A 14667-nucleotide genomic window follows, 5' to 3' on the forward strand; every position below is an offset into this window, starting at 1 on the left:
CACCCCTAACAACGTCAGGGAGGAGCGGACCATTCCAATTACTTTGAACTCGGTACCTAGTCTGCGGTACGTGCCGGCAAAGTCCGCGGCTTATGTGCAGGAAGCTTGGCCTCGTAAGCGGTGATATCTTCCTCATGCTGCAAGGTCAGACCGATATCGTCCAGGCCTTCCATCAAGCGCCAGCGAGTGTAGTCGTCAATCTGGAACGGTGCCGAGATGGAACCGCACTGAACCGTACGCGATTCCAGGTCGACGGTGACCGTGGTGCCTGGATTGTTCTCCAGTTCCTTCCAGATCAATTCAATGTCACCCTGGGCAACTTCAGCGGCGACCAATCCCTGCTTGCCCGAGTTGCCACGGAAAATATCGGCAAAACGAGCGGAGATAACAGCCTTGAATCCGTAGTCCTTCAACGCCCATACAGCGTGCTCGCGGGAGGAACCGGTGCCGAAGTCGGGACCGGCTACCAGTACGGAGCCGGTATTGAAAGGTTCCTGGTTCAGGATGAAGTTCTCATCCCGTCGCCAACCTGCAAACAACGCATCCTCAAACCCGGTGCGGGTGATGCGCTTAAGATAAACGGCAGGAATAATCTGGTCCGTATCCACATTGCTCTGGCGCAGTGGAACACCAATACCGGTGTGGCTGACAATCTTCTCCATAACGGTGATCCTTCCTAGACCGAAGCCGGTGCGTTGACGAGGTCGCTAGGCGACGAGAGGGTTCCACGGATTGCGGTAGCCGCAGCCACCAGTGGCGACACCAGGTGGGTACGTCCGCCCTTGCCCTGGCGTCCTTCAAAGTTGCGGTTCGAGGTGGACGCGCAGCGCTCCCCCTCGGCCAGCTGGTCCGGGTTCATTCCCAGGCACATGGAGCAACCTGCAAACCGCCATTCAGCACCGAAGTCCTTGAAAATCTGGTCCAGGCCTTCCGCTTCTGCTTCCAGGCGAACTCGTGCCGAGCCGGGAACCACGATCATGCGGACATTAGGATCTTTTTCCTTGCCCTTGATGACCTGTGCCGCTGCACGCAGGTCCTCCATGCGGGAGTTGGTGCAGGACCCCAGGAAGACGGTATCCACGCGGATGTCCTTCAGCGGAGTGCCGCCGGTCAGACCCATGTAGTTCAAGGCACGCTCGCAGGCCTTGCGATCGTTCTCGTCTTCGTAGTCTTCCGGGGAAGGCACATTCTCAGACAGCGAGACACCCTGGCCGGGGTTGGTGCCCCAGGTGACAAATGGTTCAAGTTCATCCGCATTCAAGAAGACTTCAGCGTCGAAGCGCGCGCCTTCATCGGTATGCAGCTGCTTCCAGTCCTCAACGGCGGCGTCCCAGTCTTCGCCCGCCGGCGCATGCGGGCGCCCCTTGACATATTCAAAAGTGGTCTCGTCCGGAGCGATCATGCCGGCACGGGCACCGGCCTCGATGGACATGTTGCAGATGGTCATGCGTGCATCCATGGACAGCGAACGAATCGCCGAGCCACGGTACTCCAGTACGTACCCTTGGCCGCCACCGGTACCGATCTTGGCAATCACTGCCAAGATGATGTCCTTGGAAGTAACACCAGGCTTCAAGGTGCCTTCGACGTTAATGGCCATGGTCTTGAACGGCTTCAGGCTCAGCGACTGGGTGGCCATGACATGTTCGACTTCCGAGGTGCCGATGCCCAAAGCCAGGGCGCCAAAGGCGCCATGGGTCGAGGTATGCGAATCACCGCAGACAACAGTCATGCCCGGCTGGGTCAGTCCTAGCTGCGGACCCACCACGTGGACGATGCCCTGCTCCTTGTCACCCAAGGAGTGCAGGCGAACACCGAATTCCTTGCAGTTCTCCCGCAGGGTGTGGATCTGGGTGCGGCTGGTCAAGTCAGCAATGGGCTTGTCGATTTCCAGCGTTGGGGTGTTGTGATCTTCGGTCGCAATCGTCAGGTCCGGACGACGCAGCGGACGGCCAGCCAGGCGCAGGCCTTCGAAGGCCTGCGGCGAGGTCACCTCGTGCAGCAGGTGGAGATCAATGTAGATCAAATCCGGCTGGCGGGCTTCACCTTCGCCTTCTCCTCGGCGCACAACATGTGCATTCCAGACTTTTTCTGCCAATGTCTGGGGCGACTGCATGGCGGACATGCGACACACTCCTCAAGCTACGAACATTTGATACTCCAACTTTGACACTTCATAGATCGACTTTTCCAGTATGCGGACTTGAATCTCAAATACTGAGACGTGATACTGGAACTATGACAATAGGCAGCGGCGTAGGCGTACTAGATAAGGCAGCAGCCATTCTCAATGCATTAGAGAATGGACCCACTTCCCTGTCTCAGTTGGTGGAACTCACCGAAATTTCGCGTCCTACGGTGCACCGCATTGCCCAATCGCTGGTTCATCATGGATTGGTTGGGCGCGACATGCATGGCCGCTTTGAGTTGGGAAACCGTCTGGTGGAGCTCGCCAGCGCCGCCGGCGAAGACCGATTGGTCAGCGCGGCGGGCCCCGTGCTCATAAAGCTTCGCGACCTCACTGGTGAAAGCACGCAGATTTTCCGCAAGCAGGGCGATTACCGTGTTTGCATCGCTAGTGCGGAGCGTCCAATCGGCCTGCGCGACACCATCCCTGTTGGAACCCAGCTGTCCATGAAAGCCGGCTCGGCAGCCCAGATCCTGCTCGCATGGGAAGACAATGAACGCATGGTGGAAGGATTGCATCATGCGCGCTTCACGCCGACAATTCTGGCTGGCGTCCGTCGGCGTGGTTGGGCCCAGTCGCTGGGAGAACGCGAGCCAGGCGTTGCTTCCGTATCCGCACCAGTTCGCGGGCAATCCGGACGAGTTATCGCAGCCCTGTCCTTGTCCGGCCCGATTGAACGGCTCACACGCCAGCCAGGGAAGATTCACCATGAAGCCGTGACTAGGGCCGCCCACGAGCTTTCCGAACTGCTGCGCGTTCAAAATGACCGCGTGTAGCTAGCTCATGAAGTACGTTCGGGGCAGCTAGCCGAAGTGGTCAAAGCCAGTCTCTGGCTTTGCGACCTGGCCATCAACTTTCACCACGGCGCGACGGCCATTTGCGGGTTTGGCAGCACCAATTACGGTGAATTCCTCTGGGATTTCGATTCGCTCGGGGAAGGTAGCAAGTAGTCCAAAATCTTCGCCGCCATACAGTACCCACGCCATGGGATCGGTGCCAGTCAGTTCTGTTGCGGCTTCCAAGCGAACAGCGTATTCCTGGAGCGCGGAAGACTCTAACTCGAGATTCACATGACTGGCTTTGGCCAAGCGCCCAGCGTCACGGATCAGCCCATCAGATATGTCCATCATGGCTGTAGCACCCGCTTCCGCGGCACGTGGACCGGATTCCAACGGCGGCACGGGACGGCACTGTGCCTGGACCAGCCGGCGCACTGCTCTGCTCCAACCTTGTTCGTTGTGAACATGTTCAAGCACGGATAGTCCTGCCCCTGCAGCGCCGACACGTCCTGCCACGGCAATGCGGTCACCAACTTGGGCTCCGCTCCTCAAGACCTTTCCATGCTCGCATTCGCCCAGGACGGTAGTGGTAACGGATATTTCTTGGGACTTCCCGAGGTCTCCCCCGAGAATGGTAAGTTCCTGTGCGCCAAGTCCCTGGATAGCATCGGCAACGCCGCGGCTGAAGCCTTTAACCCATTCCAAGGAAGTTTCCTTCGGCAGGGACAAAGAAATCACAGCGCCAGTGGCGTGACCGCCCATCGCATTAATGTCCGAAACATTTTGTGCAATAGATTTCCACCCGATGTCATAAGCTCTGTGCTCTAGCCCGCTGGGCCAGATCAGCCGAAAATCTTGATTCTCAACCAGGGTATCCACGGAGACGAGAACTTCCGTTCCGCGCACGAGTAGCGCACCTGCGTCGTCGCCCGGCCCGAGACTTGCATGTTCAGAATCAAGCAGCGGCAACATCGCGTCCAGTATGCCTTGCTCGCCAAGGTCACCCACCGTTGCATCGACGTTTGATTGGTTTGTAGTCACAGAGTTCTAATCGGCTTTCTTGGCTGCTGAGGTGATCAATGCTGAATAACTATTGAAGGTGTCCAAATGCTGGTCGACAGGCTCAACTACTGCCTGCCTGACCAAATGAGATACCGAGCGTTCAATGTTCTTCAACGCTTTCCTTCGCTTAACTTTAGCGACTATTCGGTTGACAAACGAGCAGGCCAACCCAAGGACAATACCCAGCAGTATTCCGATGAAAACCAGCAATGTTGGGACCGCGATTCCTTCGACTCGCGGAGCCTCCGGCAGGTCGAACTGGAAGTATCCAGCAACCGGATAGCCTGCGAGCCACAGGGCGCCACCCAGTGCCGCAACGAGTGCAACCCATTGGATGACTTTGACTACCGGCCACCACCAGGATGACCGTTCAACACCTAACGGTGTTCCGGCTATAGCCGCATCGATGCCGTCATCCAGTACCTCCGTATTTGCGTGCACCTTTTCACGCAGTGGCTCTTTCCAACTTTCCGGAAGATCGCTAGAAGCCTCGGAAACATACTGGTTGATGCCGTGTTCGATAGCCGAGGTCTCCGCTACAGAAAGCTCGGGACGCGAAGTCAAAGACAGCTCTGGGTCTTCATGCTGGCGCCCAAGATTCATCCGCTTAAGCGGATCGTTGCGCAGCTTGACCAGCCACGTGGTCAACGGCCACCCCGTTCGCGAAGCGCCACGAAGCAAGTAGGAGGTTTCCACTGCGTCAGCAATGTAATGGGCGCCGTGCGCTTTTGCGATCACACGCTCCAGCTCCGCTTGGTGCAGCTGGCTAGGCAAGCGCACCTTCTCGACTTGGAGTTCCCCACTCAGGCGATGAATGACTTGATCAACATCTGCACGGAGTCGACGCGTAGAAAGAGCCTTGTTTTTCGCCGCTGCCGCAATCTTGGCATGCACATCTGCGACCCCTTCACCCGTGGCAGCAGAGGCACATACGATGGGCAGGTTCTCCAAGCCGGACGTAGCCAAGATGCCGCGCAAGGAATCGACAACTTGCTTGCGTTCCTGTTCGGCAATCTTGTCTATCTGGTTCAAGACGATCAGCAGGTTGCCCTGCTGGCTACGCAAGGAATTGAGATAGCCATGGTGGATTGACGCGTCGGCATATTTCTGTGGATCAAGCACCCACACCAAATAATCCACCTGGCCCACCAGCCGAGCAGCAATCTTGTGGTGATCGACTGCCGTGGAATCCATGTCGGGTAGGTCCAACAGCAAGAGTCCGGCGTCGAGTTTATTTTTCTTGGCAGGCTGTGCGCGGCTGTCCTGATCGCCCATGACGTGGCGAGTAGTCACCTCCAACCAGTCCAGTAGTTCGGCAGCACCTTCTGGTTCCCAAATTGCAGCGACAGTATCAGTAGTAGTCGGGCGGATAACACCAGTGGCAGCCAGCTCCTGGCCTACCAAAGCATTGAACATCGTTGATTTTCCGCTGCCGGTGGCACCGAAAAGTCCTACGACAACATGTTCGGCTGAAAGCTGGCGCCGAGATTCAGCACGGGTGATGACGTCCGCGGCTAAATCGATGGTTTCTGGTTCCAGGTAAGGTTCTGCAAGCTGCATCGCTTCCACGATGCTATTGATTTGCGAGTTGAGACCGCTGACGGCTCTGAGGATCTTGCGCTCGGACATTAGTGAGCCCCCTTGCTGCTCAAGGCTGCGGTAATCTTGCCCAATCGATCGGCAAGCTCCGGCTGGGAGTTTGCGGCTAGTTCGTCCAGATAGATCGACGAGGTTCTAGCCAGTAGATCACGTGCTCGGGAGTCAAGCATCTTGCGGGCTTTGGTGGCCATGCGACGTACCGCGTCCTCGCCAAAAATTGCTTCCAGCAGTTTCTGCCCTACCAATGCTGAGCCACCGGCAATGCCGATTTCCAATCCGGTGAGACCCGCTGTTGACGCAAAGACCACGACCATCAGGATGACCGCTACCCCGTTTACTCCGAATGCGGCCATGCGGGCAGTCTTGCGCTTCCCGGCGCCCTCCTGGCGAATCATGTCCAAGACATCTTTTTGCCAAAGCCGGATGCTTTCTGATGCTTGCTCATTGAGGTTCTGCGGCGGCCGCGGCGATTGCAGATTAGATCGTAGTGCTTGGCCAAATGGCGTGTTCTTCCACGACCTGTCAATGTCATGGCAAGCCTTGGTTACCTCCGCAATGAAGACCATATGCAAGCCTGATTCGATGGCTTGTTCAACACGATGGGTAGCTGGCGGTTTACCAGTCAGGAATGCGCCAACACGATCCCTCACTCGTCCAATGGCGCCTTCGATCCCGCGCAGCAGCTCGCCCGCTCCTACGAAGTCCTGCCACCGGGCCAGGATTTCGCCACGTAGCAACGATCCGTCATTGAGCGAATCATTAATTCTGGCCAGCGATTGCGTGAAGCGCTCATTGGTAAGGGCTCGCAATTCACCGAGCTGTTTTTCCTGCTCTTGCAGTTCAGCGATTAGCTCGCTGACATCTGCGGTAGTGCGCCGCAACGCGCCATCAAGCGTTTGGGCCGCTATCTGTTGCCGTTTAGCGGAATCTGCTGCCAGTGAATTCAGCCATGCGAGCAAGGGCTCCACGTGCTCACTTGGAATCAATTTCTGGTCATCTAGTTGCGTCTCGTTTAGGACATGCAACAGCGAGGGATCCAGCTCCTTCTCGCTTAACAGGCGTTTCAAGTCCGGAACAATGTCGTCCTCGGCTCCAGGCGGCACCCTGTTCAAAACGACGCAGACAGTAATTTTCCGCGCACCGGCTTCGGTGAGCATATCCCAAGGAAGAGCGTCAGCGTATCTATTGGCTGTGGTTACAAAAATCCACAGATCTGCTGCGTTCAGAAGTTGGCCTGCCAATTCCCTGTTCTCGTCGGAAACCGAGTCGATATCCGGTGCATCAAGAATTGCCAACCCGCGTGGAACCTGCTCACGGGGCGTCATCAACAGCGCGTGATTACTAGCTGCTCCGCCGTCGGTATTGAACCCACCACCGGCTACGCGTTTAAGTTCGGGAAGAATCCGTTCCGATTCAAAGAATGATTGGTCAACGGGGTTGAACGCCAAGACCGGAGTTCGGGTGGTCGGGCGTACTGCGCCGGAAAGACTGACATGTTCCCCCAGAAGGGAATTTACTAGAGTCGATTTGCCTGAGCCTGTGGAACCACCGACAACCACCAGTAGCGGTGCGCCTAGATTCGAAACTCGTGGAATCAGGTAGTCCGAGATTTGGTGCAATGCCTTGTTGCGCAGTTCTTCAAATGCAGAGGCTTCTCGTGGCCGACCATTAACAAAGGAAAGCTCTTCGAGCAGATCCTTGAGCTCGCTCAGACGCGCCGCGGAATCACTGCCAATTTCGGTTTGCGAGGCAGTTTCCTGCCCTGAGCTCTTAGCCAGATCTGAATTCGACTCCATGAGAACTATCTTGCCTCATGCCAACAGGGAAACCCGCTAGCTTGATGCAGATTTTGTTCGGGAAACGCAAAAACCGCGGAATTCTCCGCGGTTTTACAGTGGTGACCCCAACGGGATTCGAACCCGTGTTGCCGCCGTGAGAGGGCGGAGTACTAGGCCGCTATACGATGGGGCCGTACGCTGAAGATAAATCTTCAACTCACCAAATTCCTTTGGTGAAGCGCTGGGATACCAGGACTCGAACCTAGAATGACGGAACCAGAAACCGTTGTGTTGCCAATTACACCATATCCCACTGTGACTTGGCGTTTCAGGAATTCAGCTAAGCATCATTCCGGCCACTGCCGTAGCACGAGATAAAACTATACCGGCCTAATGATCAGTACACAAATCGAGCCCCTCGACCGGTATCCCACCTAGAATTCGCGGAAAATCAGCAAAGAACAGATGTGAGGGATCCCAAATCTTCCACTAACCAACCAGAGAAATTCTTGTGAAGTGAAGCACGGTCCAGGAGAACTGACTGGAGCCCCGCGTCAATGGCACCTTGATAGTCATTAATAGGGTTATCCCCTATGTAAAGCGTCTGTGCCGGCAGGCTCTTCAATTCAGCGCACCCGGCAAGGAACGGGGCAGAATGAGGTTTAGGTGCACCGGCGGTATCGGAGCCAATGACGCATTGGAAACCTTGTAGCCCAGCGGCTAGCAGTTTGTCACGCTGATAGGCCTCAACGTTGTTGCTAACCGCACCGTAGGGGATTCCCAATTCTTCCAGCTTGCCCAAGAACGCCCGAACGTCCCCAAAGGGCTTCCATGCCTTGCGAACCCTCGTCTCGTAATCAGCGGCCCAACGCATATAGTCTTCTCCGCTGGGCGCTGTTTTTCCTGCCAACCTGTACGCACGCTGCAACCGCACTTCCCGCTGGCCCATAAACGTGAGCTCGCCTGCCATGTACCTCTCATAGGCTTGAGCACCATCATCCGCGAAATCTGCTGCAATTTCGGCTAGTCGCTCAGGATGCAGATGCGCCAGGTGCGGCTCGGAAACGGACGAGAAACCGCGGATTGCGGCCGTGCGCAAATCTACGAGCGTGTCATCAATATCAAAGAGAACGCCTCGGACAGGAACAGTCACAGGACTGAACCCATCCGAGGCGTTCAAAGTGCTTTTCATCGAGTTATCGGCGAATCGCTAGCGGGACTCACCAAATGCGCGCAGACGCTTGAGGCTCGACTCGCGTCCAAGAATTTCCATGGACTCGAAGAGCGGTGGAGATACGCGCTTGCCGGAGATAGCAACGCGGGCTGGTCCAAATGCCTGGCGAGGCTTCAGTTCCAGTTCGTCTACAAGCTTCGTGCGCAGGGCCGCCTGAATGGTTTCAGCGTTCCAATCGGTAAGGCTCTCGAGTCCCTGGACAGTAGCGTCGACAACCTCAACCAGGTTCGCCGGCATTCCCTTGAGCGCTTTCTCATCGATGACAATTTCGTCATCAGACTTGAAGAGGAATTCGAGCATGTCGGTCGCTTCACCCAAGAGGGCAATACGCTCCTGCACCAATGGCGCAGCCTGGTCCAAGATGTCGTTATCGCGTTCAGTCAGCTCTTCGCCAACCAGACCAGCGGCCTTCAGGTAAGGAACCAAACGATCACGGAAATCCTGTGCCTCAAGCATGCGCACGTGGGTGCCGTTGATTGCTTCTGCCTTCTTCACATCGAATCGGGCAGGATTGGACAGCACGTCAGTTACGTCAAAGGCTTCTACCAGCTGTTCGCGCGAGAAGATATCTTCATCTGCACTCAGCGACCAGCCAAGCAGTGCGAGATAGTTCAACAGGCCTTCCGGGATGAAACCATTGTCGCGGTGAAGGAATACACTGGATTCCGGATCACGCTTAGAGAGCTTCTTGTTGCCCTGTCCCATAACGTATGGCAGGTGGCCAAAGCGCGGCATGTACTGGGCAACGCCGATGTCGTGCAGCAACGCGTACAAGACAACTTGGCGTGGAGTCGATGACAGCAGGTCCTCGCCACGAAGCACGTGGGTAATCCCCATCAGCGCATCATCGATTGGGTTGACCAGGGTGTACAGCGGCTTGCCGTTGGCGCGTACCACCACATAGTCGGGAACGGATCCAGCCTTGAAGGTGATCTCCCCACGTACCAAGTCGTTGAAGGTGATGTCGTGATCTGGCATGCGAACACGCAATACCGGTTCACGGCCTTCAGCTTTGAATGCTGCTTTCTGCTCTTCGGTCAGCTCGCGGTCGAAGTTGTCGTAGCCCAGCTTCGGATCACGGCCGGCTGCCTTGTGGCGTGCTTCAACTTCTTCTGGGGTCGAGTAGGACTCGTAAACATGGCCTGCGGCACGAAGCTTGGCAATGACGTCCTGGTAGATGTCACCACGCTGCGACTGGCGGTATGGTTCATGAGGACCGCCCGCGTTGACGCCCTCGTCCCAATCGATACCCAACCATGCCAAGGCATCCAAAAGCTGGTTGTAGCTTTCTTCGGAGTCACGCTTGGCATCGGTGTCTTCAATGCGGAAGACCATTTTGCCGCCGGTGTGACGCGCGTAGGCCCAGTTGAACAGGGCAGTGCGGATCAAACCTACGTGTGGGGTACCAGTTGGGGATGGGCAAAAACGAACGCGTACCGGGGTCTCTTCGGTAACAACGGGAATCAGCGATAGATCAGTCATGATGCTTTCATTCTATGCCTTCTGCACTGAATCGTGCAGTTAAAGCGCAAGGCTCCCGATCACATTAATGATCGAGAGCCAGTGCGGTTCCACCAATTTGATGATGGCAAGTTGGTGGTGAACAAAATTCTAGCAGTAAGTAGTGGCGTTGTACTAATCTAGCCCCGGAATACCGTGCGAAGAATTCCAATGCCTTCAACGTCGATTTCCACGATGTCGCCGGCCGTTACAAGACCAACGCCAGCTGGTGTGCCAGTCATGATCACATCACCGGGAAGCAAAGTAAATGCTTGCGAGGCGCGGGCTACCAATTCGTTGACGGGCCAGATCAATTCATTCGTGGCTCCATCCTGACGCACCTCACCGTTAACGCGACTGACGATTCCAATATCATCAGGGTCTTGAAGATCAGTCTCGATCCACGGCCCAAGCGGGCATGAACCGTCGAAGCCCTTCGCGCGCGCCCACTGCGGGTCAGTGCGCTGAGCGTCTCGGGCAGTTAAGTCGTTTGCTACGGTGTAGCCGAAGATTACGTCCTGCGCCTTGTCGGCTGGAACGTCCTTGCAGATACGCCCAATGACAACAGCGAGTTCGCCTTCAAAGGAGACCTCGTTGGAAAAAGCCGGTAGCGTCACAGGGTCGCCGTGGCCAACTACGGAGGTGTTTGGCTTCAGGAACATCAATGGCTCATCAGGTACTTCATTACCTAGTTCTTTGGCATGCTCGCGATAAGTCCGTCCGAATCCAACAACTTTAGAACGCGGGATAATCGGAGCAACCAGACGAACATCGTCCAGGGAATGGGTTGCGCCAGTGGTCTTTATGCCCTGGAAGAAGGGGTCTCCTGCAAGTACATGAATGTCATTCCCGTCAACGACTCCGTAAAGAGGGTCGCCGTCGACAACAAACCTAGCAATCTTCATACAAATAAATCCTTCGTCTACTTTGTTTCTGGAAGTGACTCGCGAGCGCCGCGGATGAATTTGTTCAGCTCATCTTCGGGAATGCCTTCAAGGTCGTAATCTGGGTAGCCAGACGGATTATTCGACTGCCACTCCCACATATCACGAGCCATCTCTTCGATTCCACGCTCGGCTTTCCAACCCAGCTCAAGACGCGCGGTAGTTGGATCACCGTAATATTCGGCTATGTCGCCGGGACGACGGTCAACTAACTCATACGGAAGCTGACGTCCACAGGCACGGGAGAATGCGCCAATAACGTCAAGAACACTTGTGCCACTACCAGTACCGAGATTCCATACGTATTGCCCATTGTTTTGGTTCAAATACCCCAACGCGTCGAGGTGGCCCTGCGCAAGGTCCATAACGTGAATGTAGTCGCGCACGCCGGTACCATCATATGTAGGATAATCGGTGCCGAAGACGCGGACCTCGTTGCGACGTCCTACGGCAACCTGGGCAATAAAAGGCATCAAGTTGTTAGGGATACCCTGTGGGTCTTCACCGATGTTGCCTGATGGGTGCGCGCCTACTGGGTTGAAGTATCGTAATATCGCAATAGACCACTGCGGGTCGGACACCGCGAGGTCTTCTAGGATCTGTTCGATGTGCAGCTTCGTACGGCCATACGGATTCGAGGCATCGCGTTGTGCGTTCTCAACCAATGGCAGCTCTTTGGACTCTGCGTACACGGTGGCAGAAGAGCTAAAAACCAGCCGCTTGACTTGGGCGGATTCCATCGCTGTAATCAGGTTCAGCGTCCCGACGACGTTATTCTGGTAATAGGTAATTGGCTTTTCAACCGATTCCCCAACGGCCTTCAACCCACCAAAATGAATGACTGCGTCCGGTTTCGTAATTTCCAAGACCTCGGTTACACGGTCAGCATCAAGCAGGTCTCCAACGAATAGTTCCGGAGCTGAACCTGACATCTGACGGACACGCTTCAGCGCTTCAGGCGACGAATTGCTCAAATTATCAAAAACGGACACCCTATGCCCGGCCTCCAGCAGAAGCAGAGCCGCGTGTGATCCGATATATCCGGCACCACCCGTTACCAATACGTGCATTTCATTCCTTTTTGCATAAAACAATGGTCTCAGGGCACTGAACCCTGAGACCATCGTAGTCGTTTATGAAGTTTCTACGCCAAACGTTCCAGCCAGCTATGACGGTCTCCCACGGTGCCCCGCTGGATTCCCAACAGTTCTTCGCGAATGGACATGGTCACTTCGCCAGCTGCAGCGTTTTCATCACCGATGAGCTCTTCGCCGTTCTTCAGCAAGCCGATTGGGGTGATCACAGCTGCGGTGCCGCAAGCGAAAACCTCGGCAATGTTGCCAGAGGCGATGCCTTCACGCCATTCATCCAGGGTGATCTTGCGTTCTTCAACCTCCATGCCGCGGTCCCTCGCGAGCTGGATGACCGATGAACGGGTCACGCCTTCAAGGATGGTTCCGGTCAACGCTGGGGTCACCAGCTTGTTGTCCTTGGTTACGAAGAAGACATTCATGCCCCCGAGCTCTTCAACGGCATTGTCATTGAAGGAGTCAAGGAACAGAACCTGCTTGCAGCCGTTTTCTTCAGCTTCCAGCTGGGCTACGAGCGAAGCAGCGTAGTTGCCACCGCACTTGGCCGAACCTGTACCACCTCGGCCTGCTCGCGCGTAGTTCTGCGATACCCAGATGGCAACGGGCTTGAGCTCGCCACCGAAGTAGTTGCCTGCTGGCGATGCGATGACGCGGTAGGAAACCTCACGCGCTGCGCGCACGCCCAAGAAGGCTTCGGTAGCAATCATGAATGGACGCAGGTACAGGGCTTCGCCGTCACCGGTGGGGACCCAATCGATGTCAGTTGCTACCAGCTTGCGCAGCGAGTCGACGAATACGTCTTCATCCAGCTGCGGAAGCGCTAGACGCTGAGCCGACTTGTTCATGCGGGCAGCGTTAGCGTGCGGGCGGAAAGTCCACACCGAACCGTCGGCATGGCGGTAGGCCTTGAGCCCTTCGAAGATTTCTTGGCCATAGTGCAGTACCGAAGCGGCTGGATCCATGGCGATAGGGCCGTATGGCTCAATTCGAGCATCGTGCCACTCACCGTTACGCCCGCTATCGTCTGCTGACCAGTCAATAACTGCGGTGTGATCAGTGAAGAAGTCTCCGAACCCAGGATTGGCCAAGATGCCGGCTCGGTCCTGCTCGCTCTTGCGATTCGTTGAGAGATTTTCGGTGAATTCCATCTACCCTGGACTTCCTTGTTCAATAAACAAAGAACGGATGCTCCACGCCTCTGCGGAACATCCGTTCGTGGATTTGCTACCGGCTAGCGGCTAACCGGAAACGTCACATTCAGCTTATGCCAGTAACGCGACAATTGCATCGCCAATTTCACTTGTGGTGCGATTATCGGTCAATTCTTGACGCGAAGTGATCTCTTTTTCAACAGCTTGCTCAACTGTACGTGCTTCTTCAGCCAACCCGAGATGTTCAAGCATCAGTGCCACCGACAGGATTGCCGCGGTTGGGTCCGCCTTCTGCTGCCCGGCAATATCGGGAGCGGACCCATGAACCGGTTCAAACATCGATGGGTAGGTGCGGTCCATGTTGATGTTGCCACTTGCGGCCAGGCCGATACCACCGGTAATGGCGCCGGCCTGGTCGGTGAGGATGTCGCCGAAGAGATTGTCAGTGACAATCACATCGAAACGCGATGGGTCCGTGGTCAGGAAGATGGTGGCTGCATCCACGTGCAGGTAATCGTGGGTTACCTCTGGGAATTCCTGCGCGACCATTTCGACAGTGCGCTTCCACAGATGCCCAGCGTGCACCAGCACATTGTGCTTATGAACCAGGGTGACATGCTTGCGTTCGCGCTCTGATGCACGGCGGAATGCGTCGCGGACAACACGTTCAACGCCATAGGCGGTATTCACCGATACTTCGGTAGCGATTTCATGCGCGGTACCCGTGCGAACCGAACCGCCATTGCCTACATACGGGCCTTCGGTGCCTTCGCGAACCACCACGAAGTCAATTTCACCGGGGTTAGCCAGCGGGCTCTCAATTCCAGGATAGAGCTTAGCCGGGCGCAGGTTCACGAAATGATCCAGCGAGAAGCGGAGCTTCAATAGCATTTCGCGCTCGATAATTCCGGACGGAATCCGCGTATCTCCAGGGGCAGCACCAACAGCGCCGAAGAGAATCGCATCGTGCTTCTTGATAGCATCCAGCGTCTCTTCCGGAAGGGTTTCCCCAGTCTCCAGCCAATGCTCTGCGCCAAGCTTGTAGTCAGTCAGCTTGATCTCGTTTTTGCCACCATTGGTGACAAACTTCAGAACCTTGACCGCTTCGGCAACAACTTCTGGGCCAATACCGTCACCCGGAATGACCGCAATATCAATTACATTTCCCATGGCACAGATTCTAGCGACTGGCGTCCGCCATTTGAGAGTTCATCTCGAATGATGAGATCTGATTAGCTTTCGGCGAGATATTTCCTCCCTGGGCATGAGGCATCGCAGTCATTGTTACCGATAACCTTGGATAAACAGGTCCTTTGCTTCGCTTTACGGATCGACAGTTAC

The 14667-nt window shown here is 55.7% G+C and carries 12 protein-coding genes and 2 tRNA genes; 1 reads left to right on the top strand and 13 read right to left on the bottom strand.

The features are described from left to right. Positions 1–56: 56 nt before the first annotated feature. Both leuD and leuC read right to left on the bottom strand, forming a co-directional pair. A complete protein-coding gene (leuD, locus tag ACRDT3_RS07955) occupies positions 57–662 on the bottom strand; it encodes a 3-isopropylmalate dehydratase small subunit (protein WP_431492459.1) in 606 nt (201 codons plus the stop codon). A gap of 14 nt (positions 663–676) precedes the next feature. Next, the gene (gene leuC, locus ACRDT3_RS07960; protein WP_431492515.1) at positions 677–2116 is read right to left on the bottom strand and encodes a 3-isopropylmalate dehydratase large subunit; all 1440 of its coding nucleotides are present in this window, start codon (positions 2114–2116) and stop codon (positions 677–679) included. Between the two features lie 122 nt (positions 2117–2238). On the opposite strand from leuC, the gene ACRDT3_RS07965 reads away from it, so the two are divergent. Then, entirely contained in the window at positions 2239–2964 is a 726-nt protein-coding gene (locus ACRDT3_RS07965) for an IclR family transcriptional regulator (protein ID WP_431492460.1), read from the top strand. A 27-nt stretch (positions 2965–2991) separates the two neighbouring features. Here ACRDT3_RS07965 and thiL read toward each other — a convergent pair whose 3' ends face one another. The 11 genes from thiL to ACRDT3_RS08020 form a co-directional block, all read right to left on the bottom strand. Then, a complete protein-coding gene (thiL, locus tag ACRDT3_RS07970) occupies positions 2992–4008 on the bottom strand; it encodes a thiamine-phosphate kinase (protein ID WP_431492461.1) in 1017 nt (338 codons plus the stop codon). Between the two features lie 6 nt (positions 4009–4014). Beyond that, positions 4015–5658, bottom strand: coding sequence for a GTPase (locus ACRDT3_RS07975; RefSeq protein ID WP_431492462.1), 1644 nt, complete (start codon positions 5656–5658; stop codon positions 4015–4017). Continuing rightward, the gene (locus ACRDT3_RS07980; RefSeq protein WP_431492463.1) at positions 5658–7424 is read right to left on the bottom strand and encodes an ABC transporter; all 1767 of its coding nucleotides are present in this window, start codon (positions 7422–7424) and stop codon (positions 5658–5660) included. The genes ACRDT3_RS07975 and ACRDT3_RS07980 overlap by 1 nt, the downstream gene beginning before the upstream one ends. A gap of 99 nt (positions 7425–7523) precedes the next feature. Then, positions 7524–7599: transfer RNA gene (locus ACRDT3_RS07985), tRNA-Glu, on the bottom strand. Positions 7600–7647: 48 nt separating this feature from the next. Beyond that, positions 7648–7719 (bottom strand) — tRNA-Gln (locus ACRDT3_RS07990). Between the two features lie 138 nt (positions 7720–7857). Next, positions 7858–8586, bottom strand: coding sequence for an HAD family hydrolase (locus tag ACRDT3_RS07995; RefSeq protein ID WP_431492464.1), 729 nt, complete (start codon positions 8584–8586; stop codon positions 7858–7860). Positions 8587–8616: 30 nt separating this feature from the next. Beyond that, entirely contained in the window at positions 8617–10122 is a 1506-nt protein-coding gene (gene gltX / locus ACRDT3_RS08000; protein WP_431492465.1) for a glutamate--tRNA ligase, read from the bottom strand. A gap of 158 nt (positions 10123–10280) precedes the next feature. Further along, positions 10281–11045, bottom strand: a complete 765-nt coding sequence (locus ACRDT3_RS08005; RefSeq protein ID WP_431492466.1) for a fumarylacetoacetate hydrolase family protein — start codon at positions 11043–11045, stop codon at positions 10281–10283. 17 nt (positions 11046–11062) lie between these two features. Beyond that, positions 11063–12154, bottom strand: a complete 1092-nt coding sequence (gene galE / locus ACRDT3_RS08010) for a UDP-glucose 4-epimerase GalE (protein WP_431492467.1) — start codon at positions 12152–12154, stop codon at positions 11063–11065. 74 nt (positions 12155–12228) lie between these two features. Then, positions 12229–13323 carry a branched-chain amino acid aminotransferase gene (locus ACRDT3_RS08015; RefSeq protein ID WP_431492468.1) on the bottom strand — a complete coding sequence of 365 codons (1095 nt, stop codon included), beginning with the start codon at positions 13321–13323 and terminating at the stop codon, positions 12229–12231. 114 nt (positions 13324–13437) lie between these two features. Next, a complete protein-coding gene (locus ACRDT3_RS08020) occupies positions 13438–14496 on the bottom strand; it encodes a 3-isopropylmalate dehydrogenase (protein WP_431492469.1) in 1059 nt (352 codons plus the stop codon). Positions 14497–14667: the final 171 nt, after the last annotated feature.

The sequence above is a fragment of the Glutamicibacter sp. genome (genome assembly GCF_050701915.1).
GTDB lineage: Bacteria > Actinomycetota > Actinomycetes > Actinomycetales > Micrococcaceae > Glutamicibacter.